General features: G+C 71.6%; 15 protein-coding genes. 4 read left to right on the top strand and 11 right to left on the bottom strand.

Features of this window, described 5'->3' with window-relative positions; all coding sequences use genetic code 11:
- Positions 1–138: 138 nt before the first annotated feature.
- The 5 genes from ACFV2J_RS30835 to ACFV2J_RS30855 all read right to left on the bottom strand — a co-directional run bounded on the left by ACFV2J_RS30835 (position 139) and on the right by ACFV2J_RS30855 (position 6,079).
- Entirely contained in the window at positions 139–1,680 is a 1,542-nt protein-coding gene (locus tag ACFV2J_RS30835) for a DUF1996 domain-containing protein (RefSeq protein WP_385084894.1), read from the bottom strand.
- Between the two features lie 390 nt (positions 1,681–2,070).
- The gene (locus ACFV2J_RS30840; RefSeq protein WP_385096741.1) at positions 2,071–3,075 is read right to left on the bottom strand and encodes an NAD-dependent epimerase/dehydratase family protein; all 1,005 of its coding nucleotides are present in this window, start codon (positions 3,073–3,075) and stop codon (positions 2,071–2,073) included.
- A gap of 94 nt (positions 3,076–3,169) precedes the next feature.
- Positions 3,170–3,757, bottom strand: a complete 588-nt coding sequence (locus ACFV2J_RS30845; protein ID WP_385096744.1) for a winged helix-turn-helix domain-containing protein — start codon at positions 3,755–3,757, stop codon at positions 3,170–3,172.
- Between the two features lie 558 nt (positions 3,758–4,315).
- On the bottom strand, positions 4,316–5,344 hold the full coding sequence (gene glnII, locus ACFV2J_RS30850) for a glutamine synthetase (protein WP_385096747.1): 1,029 nt from the start codon (positions 5,342–5,344) through the stop codon (positions 4,316–4,318).
- A 306-nt stretch (positions 5,345–5,650) separates the two neighbouring features.
- The gene (locus ACFV2J_RS30855) at positions 5,651–6,079 is read right to left on the bottom strand and encodes a MarR family transcriptional regulator (protein WP_385441731.1); all 429 of its coding nucleotides are present in this window, start codon (positions 6,077–6,079) and stop codon (positions 5,651–5,653) included.
- 189 nt (positions 6,080–6,268) lie between these two features.
- Between ACFV2J_RS30855 and ACFV2J_RS30860 the strand changes: the two genes are divergently transcribed.
- The gene (locus tag ACFV2J_RS30860) at positions 6,269–7,117 is read left to right on the top strand and encodes an alpha/beta fold hydrolase (RefSeq protein ID WP_385097574.1); all 849 of its coding nucleotides are present in this window, start codon (positions 6,269–6,271) and stop codon (positions 7,115–7,117) included.
- A 10-nt stretch (positions 7,118–7,127) separates the two neighbouring features.
- Here ACFV2J_RS30860 and ACFV2J_RS30865 read toward each other — a convergent pair whose 3' ends face one another.
- Positions 7,128–7,811, bottom strand: a complete 684-nt coding sequence (locus ACFV2J_RS30865) for a hypothetical protein (RefSeq protein ID WP_385097577.1) — start codon at positions 7,809–7,811, stop codon at positions 7,128–7,130.
- 183 nt (positions 7,812–7,994) lie between these two features.
- Positions 7,995–8,351, bottom strand: coding sequence for an arsenate reductase family protein (locus tag ACFV2J_RS30870; protein ID WP_385097580.1), 357 nt, complete (start codon positions 8,349–8,351; stop codon positions 7,995–7,997).
- A gap of 218 nt (positions 8,352–8,569) precedes the next feature.
- Here ACFV2J_RS30870 and ACFV2J_RS30875 point away from each other — a divergent pair, with 218 nt between their 5' ends.
- Entirely contained in the window at positions 8,570–8,878 is a 309-nt protein-coding gene (locus ACFV2J_RS30875) for a hypothetical protein (protein WP_385097583.1), read from the top strand.
- Positions 8,879–9,463: 585 nt separating this feature from the next.
- Here ACFV2J_RS30875 and ACFV2J_RS30880 read toward each other — a convergent pair.
- Positions 9,464–10,660 carry a winged helix DNA-binding domain-containing protein gene (locus ACFV2J_RS30880; protein ID WP_385441713.1) on the bottom strand — a complete coding sequence of 399 codons (1,197 nt, stop codon included), beginning with the start codon at positions 10,658–10,660 and terminating at the stop codon, positions 9,464–9,466.
- A 285-nt stretch (positions 10,661–10,945) separates the two neighbouring features.
- Here ACFV2J_RS30880 and ACFV2J_RS30885 point away from each other — a divergent pair, with 285 nt between their 5' ends.
- Complete coding sequence (locus ACFV2J_RS30885; RefSeq protein WP_385088749.1) at positions 10,946–11,530, top strand: hypothetical protein; 585 nt, start codon at positions 10,946–10,948, stop codon at positions 11,528–11,530.
- A gap of 5 nt (positions 11,531–11,535) precedes the next feature.
- A complete protein-coding gene (locus tag ACFV2J_RS30890) occupies positions 11,536–12,894 on the top strand; it encodes a DUF2252 domain-containing protein (protein WP_385441716.1) in 1,359 nt (452 codons plus the stop codon).
- Between the two features lie 27 nt (positions 12,895–12,921).
- Here ACFV2J_RS30890 and ACFV2J_RS30895 read toward each other — a convergent pair whose 3' ends face one another.
- From ACFV2J_RS30895 to glnA, 3 genes are all read right to left on the bottom strand, one after another.
- Positions 12,922–13,551 (bottom strand): hypothetical protein, encoded by a 630-nt coding sequence (locus ACFV2J_RS30895; RefSeq protein WP_385088744.1) that lies wholly within the window; start codon positions 13,549–13,551, stop codon positions 12,922–12,924.
- Between the two features lie 42 nt (positions 13,552–13,593).
- Entirely contained in the window at positions 13,594–14,517 is a 924-nt protein-coding gene (htpX, locus tag ACFV2J_RS30900; RefSeq protein ID WP_385088742.1) for a zinc metalloprotease HtpX, read from the bottom strand.
- Between the two features lie 275 nt (positions 14,518–14,792).
- Positions 14,793–16,202: a type I glutamate--ammonia ligase gene (glnA, locus tag ACFV2J_RS30905; protein ID WP_385088741.1), complete on the bottom strand. Its 1,410-nt coding sequence runs from the start codon at positions 16,200–16,202 to the stop codon at positions 14,793–14,795.
- Between the last annotated feature and the right edge of the window lie 123 nt (positions 16,203–16,325).

Genomic DNA, 16,325 nt, shown 5'->3' on the forward strand with positions numbered 1-16,325 from the left:
GGTCGGGGCGGGGGGCCCGCCCCGTAACGCACCCCGCGTCGCCGGGGGGGGCCCCCCCCCCGGCCGGGGGGGGGGGGGCCGGCCCCCCCCCCCCGGGGGGGGGGGGCGCCCCCCCCCCCCCCGGCTTCCTCATGGGGGTCACTTACAACGCTGGCCCTTGTTGATGCAGTTGACCATCTTGTTCATCAGGTTGTCGTCGAAGACGTTGATGAAGTCGTCGTGGTCGGTGGCCGCCTTGTGCAGCTGCTCGGGGAATCCGTCCACCGCGTAGGCATTCTTGATCTGCCCGTTCTGCAGGGTCGGTGCCCGGAAGCCGTAGACGAGGCGCATCGTCAGCTGCGGAATGGCCTTGAAGCCGTTGGCGCAGTTGCCCTGGGCGTCCGCGAAGGCCACGTGCGTGCGGTGGTTCGCGCTGTCGATGTTCACCCCGTCCCAGCAGCTCTGGAAGGCGAAGGTGCGCACCACGGTGCTGCCGCGCGGGCAGATCGGGTACTGCTGCGTGAGCTGCACCTTGTTCTCGAAGCCGGTGCAGGACCAGTGGGCGTTGGCGTTCGCGAGACCGTTGGTCGTGGTCTTCGCGTCACCCGTGATGATCCGCAGGAACTTCGGCATCGCGACGACCTGGCTCTTCGCGCTGCCGACGAACTTGATCTGCGCCTGCTTGACCTGCTGGATCTGGCCGACGTTTCCTTCCTTGCCACCGCCGTCGTTGTTCTGGTCGAAGTCCTGCGTACCGTTCTGGATACGCACGACCGGCCAGTAGTACGTCGACTTGTCGCCCTGGTTGGCGCAGGTGGTCTTGGCCGCGGCGAACGTGTCGTTGTTGGCGAACGCGTCGTTCGACTGGTTGCCGACGTAGTCGTGCAGGTGGTGCGCGCCGTTGCTGACGCCGGGCGCCACGATCACGTTGTCGGTGTTGAACTTCTTGTTCGCGTTCACGCCGCAGGACGTGGTGAACGTGCCCGTCGAACCGCCGGCCTGGGTCCGTGCCTTGCGGGGCACGTTCGCCTGGACCTTGGTGATGTCGACGAAGTCCGAGGCGAGCGGCCCGTTGCCGGCCTGACCGCCGTTGCCCGTCTGCTGGCCGCCGCCCTGCTGGCCGCCGGCGCTCGCGCTGGCCGAGGGGGAGGGCGCCGGACTGGCCGTCCCGCCGTTGTTCTGGCCACCGTTGTTCTGACCGCCGTTGTTGCCCCAGCCGGCGTTGGTCTGGTTGGCGGGCGTCCCCGTGCAGGACGACAGGCCGTCGAGCGAGGACGGTGTCGAACCGCCGACCCGGCTGATCTCCAGCTTGATCCGGTCGATGATCACCGCCCGGTTGTTCTTCAGCGGTCCGAGGATGGAGTTCTGGACGAAGCTCGCGTCCCTCGTCTGCGCGTCACGGGTCGTGGCGAGCCGCTGGTAGGCGGCGGTGATCTGAGCGTCCAGCGTGGCGAGTTCGCCGTCGACCTCACTACGGGCCTTGTTCGGCACGTTGGTCAGCTTCTGACCGACGTCCGGACAACTGATGGTGGCCACCTGAGCGGTGGCGGCCTTCGTGGTGTTGGGAGACGAGTTCTCCTCGTGCGCCGAGGCGTAGAAGTTCGCCCAGACCAGTCCACCCCCGCCGATCGCGAGTGCTGCCGACGCGGCGATGGCCCGAACGGCCAGCGGCGAACGGCGTTTTCGAATGTTGCGTCCCATGGAACTCCTCTGACTTCCTTGCGGGGCATCGAGGGCGCCCGACAGGAGTGAAGCGGCTCCCATCCATACGCAGGTGACGTGTGAGGCGTTCAGGAACCTCGGAAAATCTTAGAAGTTCGTGAGGCCATTTCCGGCACAATGGGCTCAGAAGCGCACGATTTTCAGGGAGTTGATCTCCGAGAACAGGTTTGAACAATATTCAGACCGGCCTGGGGACGCGAACTTGCGCCGAATACCCGGCCCGGTCGGAAATGCCCGACCGGGCCGGGTATTCGGAGGGGCTGATGATTCCGGCCGACGGCGTGTCCTCCAGCCGTCCGGCGTTCGAGGACGAGGCCGTTCAGGCCGAACGGGGGGTTCGGAGGCGCACCCCCAGGGGTGCGGCACGGCTCACGGAGCGAGCAGCCGCGCCTCCGCCTCCGGGGGCAGCCCGACCGGTGGGCGCCCCGGCCGCGCGGGAGCGGTACCGCCCACCGTCCGGAGCCACGCCCAGGTGTCGGCGACCGTCTCCGACACATCCCGGCACCGAAGACCGGCCTCCACCGCCCGCGAGACATCCGCCCCGTACAGCGCGTCGTCCATGTCGCTCCCCGGCGGCACCCACACCGGCAACTGCGTCCACGGCTCGACCCCGGCGCCCAGAACCACCTCCGGCTCGATCCACCGCAGCCGCGCCCCGCTCCCGGTCACCCGCACGCACGCGTCGAGCAGCTCACCCATCGTCGCGTGACCCCGGGGACTCATCAGGTTGTGGGCTCCGCTCGCCCCCCGCTCCGCCGCCCCGAGGATCCACTCGGCGAGGTCACGGACGTCGACGTACTGGAGGGGAAGGCCGCGGGGCCCGGGCGCCGGCACGGGCCCGCCCCGCGCGATCCGGCTCAGCCACCACGGCAGGCGGCCCACGTTCTCGTGCGGCCCGAGGATCAGTCCGGACCGCACGAGCAGCGAACGCTCCGCGCCGAACGCGGAGACGGCGGCCAGTTCACCGCCCAGCTTGTCGCGCGCGTAGTCGGTCGGCCCGGCGTCCTGCGACGCCCCGGCCACGAGTGGCGCGTCCTCGGTGTACCCGGCGGGCGGAGCCCACGCGTAGACCGAGCAGCTCGACACGTACACATGGTGCGCGGCCCGGTCCGCCAGCAGCCGCGCCGCGTCGAGGACGGCCCGGGGCGCCGCCGACCAGGTGTCGACGACGACGTCCCAGCCCTTGCCCGAGGCGGCGCCCGCGAGCGCCGCGAGCCCGTCGGGAGCGGTGCGGTCACCGAGCAACGACCGCACCCCGGAGGGAGGTTCGTGCCGCCCCCGGTGGAAGACGGTCACCTCCCAGCCGCGCCGCACCGCAGCCTCCGCCACGGCCCGCCCCGCGAACTCCGTACCACCCAGCACCAGAAGTTTCATGGTGACGACTCTGCACGGGCGGCCCGCCGGACGGAACGGGAATCTGCTGACAGAAGATCCGCCCGGAGGGTGTCGCGGACGCGGGACCGGCTGGTCAGCGGCCGGTCGGGGGAGCGTACTTGTAGCCGACCCGCCGTACCGTCTGGATCGACTTGCGGTGCTGCGCCCCGAGCTTGCGCCGCAGCCGCGCCACGTGCACGTCGACGGTCCGTCCGTCGCCCACGTGCCCGTAGCCCCACACGGTGGTGACCAGCTGGTCCCGGGTGTGCACGCGGTGCGGGTGCGCGACGAGATGCGCGAGCAGCTCGAACTCCAGGTAGGTGAGGTCGAGTGTCCGCCCGTCGACCTCGGCGGTGCGCTGCACGGAGTCGACCCGGACGAGCGGGTCGTCCCCGGCGGGCGCGGGGGTCCCCACCGGGTCCGGGGCGACGGCGACCGGCAGCAGGGGCTGCTGGTCGGCCGGCACGAGGACCAGATAGCCGATCATCGGCGGCCGGCCCGGCAGTACCGGCAGGGTGTGCTGGGGCGCGGGCAGCCAGGTGGCGCCCGGCGGCAGGAAGTCCGCGACGTTCACCACCTCGTCCCGGTCGACGGCGCGGAGCCGGTGCCGTGTGGCGCCGGTCGCGGGCGAAGCCGGGGAGGGGGAGGTCGCGACGGAGGTGAAGGAACGTGTGTTCGCCATGAGAGGTCAGCTCTTTCGCGCGAGGAGTTCGTCGGGAGGTCGACGACCGCGAGTTCGTGGTCGGGGCCGTCGAGGACGTACGTCGTGCGCGCTGGCCGAAGGCCGGGGTGTACGGCTTTAGAGGGCCGGCGCGTTCGTCGCGCGGCAACACACCCGGTCGAAGTCGTGATGCTGACGGGAAGGCCAGAAGGGCTCCAGGTCGTGGCGACCCGTCTCGGTGCACTTCTGGTGGCTGGCCATGTCTCCATTGAAGCAGAAGCCGGGGCCCGGCAGGAGTCCTGGTTCAAAGGTCGGACACGCCTTCGGCACGGAGCCGGGTCCGCGCCCGCCGCGCCCGGTCGCCGCGGGAGGCCGCCTGCGACTTCCGCCCCGACCGGACGAGCGCCCGGACCGGACGAGCGCCCGGACCGGATGAGGGCCCGGACCGGATGAGCCCTCCGCTCCGCCGACCGGCCCGACCGGACGACCGCCCCGAGGGGGCGCGTCACGCCGAAGGGGCGCCCACCGACGTGGTGGGCGCCCCTTCACGGGGAAACGGTGGGCCGTACCGGTGGTGGGTCAGACCTGGCCGGCCTTGTCCAGGGCGGTGCAGCAGGTGTCGACGATCAGGCGCGTCACGACGTACGGGTCGACGTTGGCGTTGGGACGGCGGTCCTCGATGTAGCCCTTGCCGTCCTTCTCGACCTGCCACGGGATGCGGACCGAGGCGCCGCGGTCGGAGACGCCGTAGGAGTACTCGTTCCACGGGGCGGTCTCGTGCAGGCCCGTCAGACGGTCGTCGATGCCGGCGCCGTAGTTCTTGACGTGGTCCATCGGCTTCGAGCCCTCGCCCAGCGACTCGCACGCGGTGATGATCGCGTCGTAGCCCTCGCGCATGGCCTTCGTCGAGAAGTTGGTGTGCGCGCCCGCGCCGTTCCAGTCGCCCTTGACCGGCTTGGGGTCGAGGGTGGCGGAGACGGCGAAGTCCTCGGCGGTGCGGTAGAGCAGCCAGCGGGCCACCCAGAGCTGGTCCGAGACCTCCAGCGGCGACAGCGGGCCGACCTGGAACTCCCACTGGCCGGGCATGACCTCGGCGTTGATGCCGGAGATGCCGAGGCCCGCCTTCAGACAGTTCTCCAGGTGCGCCTCGACGATGTCACGGCCGAAGATCTCGTCGGCGCCGACACCGCAGTAGTAGCCGCCCTGGGGAGCCGGGAAGCCGCCGGCGGGGAAGCCGAGCGGGCGCTCCCCGTCGAAGAAGGTGTACTCCTGCTCGATGCCGAAGATCGGCTCCTGCGCGCCGAACCGCTCCGCGACCTCGGCCAGCGCGGCACGGGTGTTGGACTCGTGCGGCGTCATGTCGATGTTCAGGACCTCGCACATGACGAGGACGTGGTCCCCGCCGCGGATCGGGTCCGGGTAGCTGGCGACCGGCTTGAGCACGCGGTCCGAGGAGTGGCCCTCGGCCTGGTTCGTGGAGGACCCGTCGAAGCCCCAGATCGGCAGCTCGGCACCCTTGGCGTCGTCGGCCAGTATCTTCGTCTTCGAACGGAGCTTGGCCGTCGGCTCGGTGCCGTCGATCCAGATGTACTCAGCCTTGAAGGTCACGGGCCACATCCTTCGGGGTGGGTCTCCAGGCGCACTGCGGGTGCCGCGGCGCCGCGGCACCCGGGGCGCCGCGCATGTCCGGCAGCCTGTCAACCGGCGATTTCCCGATCATTGCCCGACGGTGAACCCCGTGTTACCTGGTGTTCCTGTGCTGCGCCTCACTCACCGGGAGCGGTTCGCGGCGGCTGTCAGGGACCCGTTCGCGAAGTCCGCGAGGGCGGCGCGCCACGCGCGGTGGTCCGCCCGGGGTGGCCGCGGCGGCTCGTATGCGATGGGTTTGAGGGCGTGCGGTCCCGGCGCGGGACGCTACCCGGCGCCGGCCGCCGCGTCCCGTACCCCCGTGAGGAAGCCGCGCACCGCGGCCAGTTCCCGCTCGTCGTACCCGCGCAGCAGTTCCACGGCCCGGCCGATGAGCGGACCGAAGTGGGCCTGCCCCCACTCGACCGTGCGCTCCTCCAGTTCGACGAGCACCTGCCGCCGGTCGCGCTCGGAGCGCACCCGCCGGACATGCCCGAGCCGCTCCAGCCGGTCCACCAGGGCCGTGGTCCCGGCCGAGTTGAGCCCGAGCAGAGCGCCCAGGCGGCCCGCCGTCAGGCCCGTACCGGAGCGTGAGGCGTCCATGAGGGAGATCAGCGCGCGCACGTCCGTCGGATGCATACCGTTCTGGTGCGCGAACCGGGCACTGTGCAGGCCGAGTTCGACGACCGTCGCCCGCAGGAGATGGACGATCTCCATCTCCTGCGCCGCTTCCTCTCCCGGTCTTCCCGATCTTCCCGGTTCCGTCGCCGGCACGCGGTCCGGCTCGCGTTCCGATTCCCGGTTCGTCATGTCCGCCTCCGCGATTGTCTCGCTGGGTTATTATCTCGCCCAGCGAGACAATGGGGGATCGTAGCGGACCGGGACACCGGGTGGGGGAGGGGCGGGATGGACGTTCCGACGGAGGAGTTCCGGGCGGCGTACGCCCGGGTCATGACCAAGTGGCCCGCGGACACGGTGTCGTCCACGGTGTCCACCCCGTTCGGCGCCACGCACGTCCACAGCTGCGGCCCGCGGGACGGCTCCCCGCTCCTCCTCCTGCCGGGCGGTGGCGCGACCTCGGCCTCCTGGTTCGCCGGTGCGGCCGGCCTCGCCCGCACCCACCGCGTCCACGCCGTCGACCTGATCGGCGACCCCGGCCTCAGCGTGCCGGACCCCGGCCGCCCGATCCGGACCGCGGGCGACCTGAACGCCTGGCTGGACGCGCTGCTCGACGGCCTCGGCGCCGGCTCGGCCGCCGTGACCGGCCATTCGTACGGCGGCTGGATCGCCCTGGGGTACGCGCTGCACGCACCCCACCGGGTACGGCGTCTCGCGCTCCTCGACCCGACGGGCTGCTTCGCGGGCTACCGGGCCGCGTACCTCCTGCGCGCGCTCCCGATGCTGCTGCGCCCGGCGGCACGTCGTACCCGCGCCTTCCTCGCGTGGGAGACGGGCGGGGTCCCGCTCGATCCCGACTGGCTCCGTCTCCAGGAGGCCGCGGCGGGATTTCCCGCCGTCAGGCCGGTCACGGGCCCACGTCCGGACGCCGGGGCGCTGCGTGCCCTGGACGTGCCGGTCCTGCTGCTCGTGGCCGCGAACAGCAGGACCCATGACCCGCGCCGGGTGGCGGCACGGGCCGCCGCGGTGCTGCCGCACGTACGGACGGTCGTCCTCCCGGACGTCTCGCACCACGCGCTGCCGCACGTCGCGTCGGCCGAACTCACCTTCCGGCTAGCGGAGTTCCTCGACCGTTAGACGTCGGTCCTCACCCCACCTTCTCGATCAGGGCCCGGCGGATCAGGAACTTGCCCGGCTCGCGGACCTGTTCGAACGCGGCGTTGTTCAGCAGCGCGCAGCTGCCGGACACCGACGTGACCTGCACGGTGGTGGACTTGTTGTTGTCCAGGTTCGTGACCTTGAGCTTCGTCCCGGCGGGGAACTGGTTGCTGGAGGCGGCCGGTGCGCCGCCCTCGCCGGAGAGGGTGACGGTCGAGCCGACACAGACCTGCTTGCCGGTGGCCGCGCCACCGCCGGCTCCCTGCGGCGCCTTGGTCGGCTGCGCGGGCGCGGCCGTCTGCTGCTTCCCCGGCGCGGGCTGGGCCGGCTGCGCGGGCTTTGCGGGCTGCGCAGCCTGGGGGCCCTGAGCCGACTCCCCGACCTTGCAGTTCGACGCCGCCTGCTGGACCTTGATCTGCGCGATGACCGCCTCGCGGTTGGCGATCCGGGCCTGCGACTGGGAGTCGGGGTTGGCCCGCTGCCCGTCGATGAACGTCTGGTTGTTGCCCAGCGCGGTCGCCAGTCCCTGGCAGACCGTCGAGTTGGACGCGTTCTGCACCGGGGCCGCGTTGGAGGTGGTCGCCATGACGAAGGCACCGCCTCCCGCCACGGCCGCCGCGCCGACCAGCAGCCCGAGCTTCTTCATGGGACTGAGAGTTCTCCTACGCGACATGCGCGCCTCCTGTCCCCGGCCGCCGCCATGGGCGGCCGGATGCGATCCGTATGCCGCTATGTACGAGATACCGAACGGGGCTGCTCAACCGTTCACGCAACTCGCTGAAGTGACCTGTGTCACGCGGGAGTTGAGGCGGACGGGGCGGAGCCGGCGCGCCCGCCGGGGATTACGGGACAGCCCTTAGCGGGACAGGGCCTCACGCACCGCCTCTTCGGTGCGCGCCACGACGGCCCCGTCGTCCGCGGTGATGATCGGCCGCTGGATGAGCTTCGGGTGCTCGGACAGCGCCGTGATCCACCGTTCCCGTGAACGGTCGTCCCGGGCCCACGACTTCATCCCGAGTTCCCCGGCGACGTCCTCCTGCGTACGGGTGATGTCCCACGGTTCGAGGCCGAGCCGCTCCAGCACGGACCGGATCTCGTCCCGCGTCGGTACGTCCTCCAGGTAGCGGCGGACGGTGTAGTCCGCGCCCTCCGCGTCGAGCAGGGCGACGGCGCCGCGGCATTTCGAACAGGCCGGGTTGATCCAGATCTCCATGCCGCACACGGTACATCGAGGGGTTTGTTCGAATTCTTGTCGTCACATGCGCACCGTGGGAATCTGGCGTGACAGGGCGCCAATTCCGGCCTCCACCTGGGCAGTTACTGAACCTTGCGCTCTCCCCTGATGTCAGTGGCGGGCGGTAAACTGGAAGCAGTGTTCGAGGGGGTCGCCGGGAGGGCCGGCGGCGTCCCGACCGCGACAGGAGGATGCCTGTGCCCGCTGCCGCACTGAAGCCGCTGCCCACCCAGTCCACGTCGAAGAGGGCGGTCCTGATGGACCTGCCGTACGAGCCCGTGGAGAAGCGCCCGCTGCCGCCCGGGCGCCCCCGCGACTGGTACGTCACGCACAACCGTCGGCTCAAGGCGATGCGTCTCGCGATCGCCCTGCTCGACTCCGGTGTGTACGTGCCGAACCAGGCCCGCAACGAGAAGATACGCAGCACCGCCGCGGTCATCGGGGTGCATCCGCCGTCCGACACCACGTGTCACATGGTGCGGGCGTTGATGCGGTACGCGCGCTGAGCGGGGGGATGTTCGGTGCCGGGTCTTTTCGGGCCGGCACCGACGTCTCCCGCCCGCCTGCCCCGTTCCTGGGGGCTCCGCCCCCAGACCCCCGTCCGGCCTTAAGGGCCTTGTCCTCAATCGCCGGACGGGCTGAGGGTGCGGGCCTGCGCCGACAGGTTGACGCCCGGACTGTGGCCATCCGGCCCAGGCCCGCACATCCGGCGCGGGCTCGCATATCCGGGGTAGGGCCGCACACCCGGGGCGGGCTCGCATATCCGGCCCAGGCCCGCACACCCGGCGCGGGCTCGCATATCTCGGGCAGGTCCGCACACCCGGCGCGGGTCCGCATATCTGGGGCAGGCCCGCATATCCAGCGCGGGTCCGCATGTCCAGCGCGAGCTCGCATATCCGGGGCAGGCCCGCACACCCGGCGCGCGCCCGCATCTCCAGCCCGTCCGGCGTTTGAGGACGAGCCCTTCGGGCGATGGCGGGGGTCCAGGGGGCGGCAGCCCCTTGGCGGGGTCTGGGGCGGAGCCCCAGGGACAGGGCAGGGCAGGACACACGGGCCCGGTAGGGGTGACGGAAGCGAGCCCCCCTCGACCCTCACGGAGTGACCAGTTCGCGTTCCAGCGGCGTGCGGAAGCGCGGGGTGACCCGGGCCGGCCCCAGCCACCCCCGCAGACGCCCGGCCTCCGCCTCGATCGCCGCGATCCCCTCCCGCCCCACCCCCTCCGGCTCCAGCACCCGCCACACCACCTCACCGTCCCCCCGCTGAGCCCACCCCCCGACCACCCGCCCGTCCCACCACACCGTCGGCCCGACGTTCCCGCTGCCGTCGAACAGCGCCGGCCGCAGCGAGGGCGCGAGATACCAGTCCCGTTCCTGCCATCCCATGGCCGTCGGGTCGAGCCCGGGCAACAGCGCGGCCCACGGCGCACCGGGCTCGCCGACCGGACCCGCGTCGCCGGCGACGACGTACCCCGTCACCCCGCCGTCGAGCGACACGGCCTCCGCCCCGATCGCCACCAGCGCCCGCCGCACGTCCGTCACCTTCCACCCCGTCCACCACTTGAGGTCCGCCTCCGAGGCGGGCCCGCACGCCGTGAGCCAGCGGCGCAGCAGCTCGCGCTGGGCCTCACCGGCCGGGAGCTCCGGGTACGGCGGGGCGACGGCCCAGCGGAACTGCGTCGAGGTCCAGGAGCCGAGCGGACGTCCCCGCACGACCCGCCCCTCGACGCCGAGCACCCGCATCAGACGCGAGGACAGGGTGTGCGCGCTCTCGTATCCCCGGCCCGCGCCGTAGGTGAACTGCTCCCTCAACCGCGGCTCGTCACCCGTGAGTTCGTTCACGGTGGCCTGCCCGCGGCGGGTCAGCGCGGCGAGCGCGGACGCCTCGACCTCCGCGAGCCACTCCTCGGTCAGCCGCCCGTCGCTGCCGGTCGTCATGTCCTTGATCAGTTTGGCCCGCGCCGTCGCCGCGATCGCCAGGCCGGTCGAGGCGTGCACCACGGCGGCCAGTCCGGTGGGGAACACGAACACGGTGTGCCGCATGCCGTGCATCCGCACCAGGGTCCCGTCGCCGTACAGCGCCCGGTCGAGTTCCGCCACCGTCCGCCCGGCCTCCGCGAGACGCGCGCCCACCGCCAGGTACACCGTCGCCGGATCGGTCCCGTGCAGCGCGACCAGCGACCCGGCGACCTCCTCGGGGTCCGACGCGCGCCGCGCCCCCGCCAGCCGGTGCCGCAGCGCGAGCCGGGCCCGCCGCTCCGCCACTCCGATGTGCCACCGCTGCTCGTCCACGCCGCCTCCGCCTCGTGGTCGTCGTTCCCCGTATCCTCCCGCGTCTCACCCGATTGCCGCCCACGGCATGCGTATGCCCTGCTCAGAACCTTGACTGTGGGGAACGCGAGGCAGGGAATCCGCAGCGGAACGCCGGGAGACGAGATGCCGAGGAACGGGATACGAGGGCTTCGGGTACGGGGGGCACGGGGGATGCGGGGGACGCGGGGACTTTCGGCGCTACGGGGGCGCGGAGCCGTCGTACGCGGAGCCGTCCTACGTGGAGTCGTCGTACGCGGAGCCGCCGTGCCCGAAGATGCCGTAGCCGGAGCCGCCGTACCCGAAGATGCCGCAGCCGGAGCCGCCGTACCCGGGATCGGTGCGCGCCGGTCGGCGCGGGGACCGGTCGGCGTCGTGCTGCTGGGCGCCCTGACCCTCACCGGCTGCGCGGGCGAAGGCGACCCCGCCGGTACCGCGTCCCAGGCCGCCTCCGCTGCCGCCTCCCTCGCCTCGGCGGCGAGCAGCGTGCTGGCCTCCGCGACCGCCGGGGCGGGCAACTCCCTCGCCTCCGCCACCGCCGAGGCGGGCCGGCGGTTCGACGAGTTCACGAGCGGTCTCGACGCCAAGGACGAGGTGACGGTCGGCGACCGGGTGCGTACCGACTCCGACGGCCGGTCCACCGTCGGGATCACCGCCACCAACCCCACCTCCACGTCCCGGACGTACATCGTCCAGGTCGACTTCCGCGACCAGGACGGCAAGCTCCTCGACACCGTCGTCGTCAAGGTGGACGACGTTCCGGCGGACGGCTCCAAGGACGCCACGGCCCGCAGCACCCGTAGCCTCTCCGGAGCCGTCGGCAGCGACGTCGCCCGCGCCGTGCGGACCTGACGGCCGTGGCCCCGACCGGCGCCACCGCCACCCCCGCCGCCCGGGCCGCCCACGGCAGGGCGGCCCGCAAGCGCGCCCCCCGCTCCTCGCACGCCGTCTGGATCCCCGGCGTCGACCGCCCCGACCCCGTCGCCGTCCTGGAACGGCAGGGCAGGGACCGTCTGCAGGAACTGCTGCCCATCCGGTACGGACGGATGACCGCCTCACCGTTCGCGTTCCTGCGCGGAGCCGCCGCCGTGATGGCCGCCGACCTCGCGGCCCAGCCCCACACCGGTCTCACGGTCCAGCTGTGCGGGGACGCCCACCTCCTCAACTTCGGCCTGTTCGCCTCTCCGGAACGCGCCCTGCACTTCGACCTGAACGACTTCGACGAGACCCATCCGGGCCCCTTCGAGTGGGACGTCAAGCGGCTCGCGGCCAGCGTCGCGGTGGCCGCCCGCGAGAACGGGTACGCCGAGACCCGCGTGCGGCGCGCCGCGGAGGCCGCCGCGGCCGGGTACCGCAAAGGCATGCGGCGGCTCGCGGACCGGGGTGAACTGGCCGTCTGGTACGAACGTGTCGACGCCGACCGGCTGCTCCCGCTCGTCGGCTCCGCCGGCCGGCGGCGACGCGTCGAGTCGAGCCTCACCCGCGCCCGCCGCCGCACCAGCCTGCACGCCCTGGGCAAGCTCACCGAGACCGTCGACGGACGCCGGCGCATCGTGCGCGACCCGCCGCTGCTCGAACCGGCCGGCGCCTCCGACATGGCGGCCCTGCGCAAGATCTTCAGCGACTACCGCTCCACCCTCGCCGAGGAACGCCGCCTCCTGCTGGACCGCTACCGCTTCGTGGACGCGGCGCGCAAGGTCGTCGGCGTCGGCAGTGTCGGCACCCGCTGCTTCATCGTGCTGCTCACCGGACGGGACACGGACGACCCGCTCTTCCTGCAGATCAAGGAAGCCACCAGATCCGTACTGGAGGAACATCTGCCCGGCGGTCCCTACGTCCATCCCGGCCATCGGGTTGTCGCCGGACAGCGGCTGCTGCAATCGGCGAGCGACATCTTCCTCGGCTGGATGACCGGACCGCAGGGCCGCGCCTTCTACTGGCGGCAGCTGCGGGACATGAAGGGCTCCGCGAACGTCGCCGGCATGACCCCGGACGAGCTGGTGGCCTACGCCCGGCTGTGCGGTACGGCGCTGGCCCGCGCGCACGCGCGCTCCGGCGACCGGGTCGCCATCGCCGCGTACCTGGGCGGCTCGGAGATCTTCGAACACGCCGTCGCCGACTTCGCCCTGCGCTACGCGGACCAGAACACCAGGGACCACGCGGCACTGGACTCGGCGGTGGCGGCCGGGGTGGTCACGGCGACACCCGGACTCTGAGGCCGCGGGCGGCACCCCGGGAGGGCGTCACAGACCGGGGGCACCCCAGAGGGGGAACCACCGGCCGAGGTCCTGCTCGATGCGCAGGTCGTCGGTGAGCGCGGCCTTGATCCGCAGTTCGAGCGCGTTGTCGCGTCGCCCGCCGGTGTCCCCCGACGGTGCGAAGGGGTAGAACGTGCCGCGCTTGTAGAGATAGACGAGCCCGAGCCGCCGCCCGGCCTGTTCGGGATCCTCGGTCTCCTCGAAGGCCACCACCGAGCACAGCAGTTGAGGCCCGAAGCCGCTGCCCTCCAGCGTGCTGTTGACCGCGTGCAGATCACTCACCAGCGCGGGCAGGTCGTCCGGCGCGCGCCGCGAGACCAGCCACGAGTACCCGTACTCGTCCCGCGTCACCTCCACCGGCGGCCTCGCGCTGGGTGCTCCCGACGGGGAGGGCTCCGCACGGGCCGTGTCCGCCTCCAGCAGTTCCCGCACCTCGCGGTGGGCCTCGGCGAAGGCCGCGCCCTCGACGGACGCGAAGCACACCGCGCCCGTCCCGGTCGGGGTGAACCCGGCGGCGGCCTGCAGGGTCACGGCGGCCGACGGCAGTCCGAAGAGCCGGTCGAGATCGGGTGCGACGGCCTTGGTGCGCCCGAGCAGGATGTCCAGGAACCCCATGCGGAGGGCTGCCTTTCGAGGGACGAGGGACGGGTCAGGTGTTCAGGCGGCGTTGTCGGGGGTCGCCGCCTCGCCCAACTCGGCCGAGATGCGGCCCAGTTGGTCGAGCCGCTGTTCCAGGCTCGGGTGGGTGGAGAAGAGCTTGGCGAGACCGGGCCCGGCGCCGAGGGCGGGCGTGAAGTAGAAGGCGTTGAAGGCCTGTGCCGTCCGCAGGTCCTTCATCGGGATCCGCGCGATGTCCCCGGAGACCTTCGTCAGCGCCGACGCGAGCGCCGAGGGCCGGCCGGTGAGCAGCGCCGCGGACCGGTCGGCGGCCAGCTCGCGGTACCGGGACAGGGCCCGGATGAGCAGGAAGCTGATCGCGTAGACGGCGGCGGAGACGGCCATCACGGCCATGAAGATCGCCACGGTGTTCTGGTCCTTGCGCCCGCGCCCGCCGAAGAGCTGCGAGTAGAAGGCGAACCGCACGATCAGCCCGGCGATCACCCCGAGGAACGAGGCCACGGTGATCACGGCGACGTCCTTGTGCGCCACGTGCGACAGCTCGTGCGCGAGGACGCCCTCCAGCTCGTCGGGCTCCAGGCGGCGCAGCAGCCCGGTCGTCACGCACAGCACCGCGTGGTCGGCGTTCCGTCCGGTCGCGAACGCGTTCGGCATGTCCAGGTCGGAGACGGCGACGAGCGGCTTCGGCATGTCGGCGACGGCGCACAGCCGGTCCACGACCCCGTGCAGCTGCGGATGCTCCTCCGGCTCCACGATCCGCCCGTGCATCGCGTACAGGGCGATGCGGTCCGAGAACCAGTACTGGGCGCCGAGCAGCGCGGCGGCGACGACCACGACCAGTACCCAGGACTTCAGCAACACGATCAACGCGGCGACGAAGGCCACGTACAGCAATCCGAGCAGGAACAGCGTGACCGTCATCCGCACGGTCAGCCGCCGATCGCTCCGGAACCGGCTCTGCATTCTGCATCACCCCGAACTCAGGCACTCACGCACTCCGGCACTCGTCCCGATTCCATTGTGCGCCCGCGCCCGCCCAAGAACCGGTGCCGAACGGCCCCACGGGAGGCAAAGAACAGCCCTGTCGAACGTCACGCCCTTACGCCCCGCACACACCGTCCAGCACCGCGCGCGACGGCCCACGCGCCGCGTAGGACGACCCGGGCGCCGCGCACCACGACGGAGCCCCGCCACCACCCGAGGGCGGTGACGGGGCTCCGTACGGATGCCGGGTCGGCTCACACGTCGTAGTACAGCTCGAACTCGTGCGGGTGCGGACGCAGCTGCAGCGGTGCGATCTCGTTCGTGCGCTTGTAGTCGATCCACGTCTCGATCAGGTCGGACGTGAAGACGTCGCCCGCGAGCAGGAACTCGTGGTCGGCCTCCAGGCGGTCGAGGACGGCCGGGAGCGAGGTCGGGACCTGCGCGACACCCGCGTGCTCCTCGGGGGCCAGCTCGTACAGGTCCTTGTCGATCGGCTCGGCCGGCTCGACCTTGTTCTTGATGCCGTCGAGGCCCGCCAGCAGCAGCGCCGAGAAGGCGAGGTACGGGTTGCCGGAGGAGTCGGGCGCGCGGAACTCGACGCGCTTGGCCTTCGGGTTCGAACCCGTGATCGGGATGCGCATGGCCGCGGAACGGTTGCGCTGCGAGTAGACCAGGTTGACCGGGGCCTCGAAGCCGGGGACCAGACGGTGGTACGAGTTCACCGTCGGGTTGGTGAAGGCGAGCAGCGAGGGGGCGTGCTTGAGGATGCCGCCGATGTAGTAGCGCGCGGTGTCCGACAGGCCCGCGTAGCCCGCCTCGTCGTAGAACAGCGGGTCGCCGTTGGCCCACAGCGACTGGTGCACGTGCATGCCCGAGCCGTTGTCACCGAAGATCGGCTTCGGCATGAAGGTCGCGGTCTTGCCGTTGCGCCAGGCGACGTTCTTCACGATGTACTTGAAGAGCTGGAGGTCGTCGGCGGCGGCGAGCAGCGTGTTGAACTTGTAGTTGATCTCGGCCTGGCCGGCGGTGCCCACCTCGTGGTGCTGACGCTCGACCTGGAGGCCGGACTTGGCCAGCTCCAGGGAGATCTCGGCACGCAGGTCGGCGAAGTGGTCGACCGGCGGGGTGGGGAAGTAACCGCCCTTGTAGCGGACCTTGTAACCGCGGTTGTCCTCGATCGCACCGGTGTTCCAGGCGCCCGCCTCGGAATCGATGTGGTAGAACGCCTCGTTCGCCTTGGTGTCGAAGCGCACGCTGTCGAACACGTAGAACTCGGCCTCGGGGCCGAAGAACGCGGTGTCGGCGATGCCGGTCGAGGCGAGGTAGGCCTCGGCCTTCTTCGCCACGTTGCGCGGGTCACGGGAGTACTGCTCGCCCGTGATCGGGTCGTGGATGAAGAAGTTGATGTTGACCGTCTTGTCGCGGCGGAAGGGGTCGACGCGCGCGGTGGACAGGTCGGCGCGGAGCGCCATGTCGGACTCGTGGATGGCCTGGAAGCCGCGGATCGAGGAGCCGTCGAACGCGAGCTCCTCGGCCGGGTCGAAGGCCTCGGCCGGGATCGTGAAGTGCTGCATCACACCCGGCAGGTCGCAGAACCGTACGTCGACGAACTTGACGTCCTCGTCCGCGATGAACTTCTTGGCCTCGTCGGCGTTCTGGAACATCCAGCTCCTCCTACTCCCGCCCACTGTGGACCGGGGTGGTAGTTCGTTCGTGCGGCCAGTGCGGTGGCACACGCTGGGGCCTGACCATAGGGACGGGGGATTTCTCCAGCGTGACCCATTTGT

Origin of the sequence: Streptomyces sp. NPDC059668, from assembly GCF_042734135.1 — a bacterium.
Taxonomy (GTDB): Bacteria; Actinomycetota; Actinomycetes; order Streptomycetales; family Streptomycetaceae; genus Streptomyces.

What these genes read in the sequence shown, in the direction of transcription:
- ACFV2J_RS30835 (WP_385084894.1), bottom strand. Translation starts at nt 1,680, where the DNA reads ATGGGACGCAACATTCGAAAACGCCGTTCGCCGCTGGCCGTTCGGGCC.
- ACFV2J_RS30840 (WP_385096741.1), bottom strand. Translation starts at nt 3,075, where the DNA reads ATGAAACTTCTGGTGCTGGGTGGTACGGAGTTCGCGGGGCGGGCCGTG.
- ACFV2J_RS30845 (WP_385096744.1), bottom strand. Translation starts at nt 3,757, where the DNA reads ATGGCGAACACACGTTCCTTCACCTCCGTCGCGACCTCCCCCTCCCCG.
- ACFV2J_RS30855 (WP_385441731.1), bottom strand. Translation starts at nt 6,079, where the DNA reads ATGGAGATCGTCCATCTCCTGCGGGCGACGGTCGTCGAACTCGGCCTG.
- ACFV2J_RS30860 (WP_385097574.1), top strand. Translation starts at nt 6,269, where the DNA reads ATGGACGTTCCGACGGAGGAGTTCCGGGCGGCGTACGCCCGGGTCATG.
- ACFV2J_RS30865 (WP_385097577.1), bottom strand. Translation starts at nt 7,811, where the DNA reads ATGTCGCGTAGGAGAACTCTCAGTCCCATGAAGAAGCTCGGGCTGCTG.
- ACFV2J_RS30870 (WP_385097580.1), bottom strand. Translation starts at nt 8,351, where the DNA reads ATGGAGATCTGGATCAACCCGGCCTGTTCGAAATGCCGCGGCGCCGTC.
- ACFV2J_RS30895 (WP_385088744.1), bottom strand. Translation starts at nt 13,551, where the DNA reads ATGGGGTTCCTGGACATCCTGCTCGGGCGCACCAAGGCCGTCGCACCC.
- htpX (WP_385088742.1), bottom strand. Translation starts at nt 14,517, where the DNA reads ATGCAGAGCCGGTTCCGGAGCGATCGGCGGCTGACCGTGCGGATGACG.
- glnA (WP_385088741.1), bottom strand. Translation starts at nt 16,202, where the DNA reads ATGTTCCAGAACGCCGACGAGGCCAAGAAGTTCATCGCGGACGAGGAC.